General features: G+C 39.6%; 1 protein-coding gene. It reads right to left on the reverse strand.

The window, feature by feature from the left end; genetic code table 11:
• On the reverse strand, positions 1-250 hold a 250-nt coding region (locus R0J87_RS22990; RefSeq protein WP_498889252.1), incomplete at both ends, for a hypothetical protein.

Consider the following 250-nt stretch of genomic DNA (forward strand, 5'->3'; position numbering starts at 1 on the left):
CTTGGTTATTCTTTCCCAAGTGCCATATTTCTGTTCGTAATAATTGAGAATCTCTTGGCAATATTGTTTTTCTTCGGAGGAAAAGGTGGAGGAATAGCTTAATTGTAGTCCTGCCACCTGACTTTGAAAGTAACTAAATTCAGATGAAGATTGGGGGAGAATCTCAACTTCAAGACCATCTAGTTGTCGTAAATGGGCAGCAATTTCCCGATAAACGGCAAGGGGAAGTGAGGTGATTTTGATTGTTTCT

Source organism: Halomonas sp. SIMBA_159, assembly GCF_046536035.1.
In the GTDB taxonomy this organism is placed as follows: domain Bacteria; phylum Pseudomonadota; class Gammaproteobacteria; order Pseudomonadales; family Halomonadaceae; genus Vreelandella; species Vreelandella venusta_A.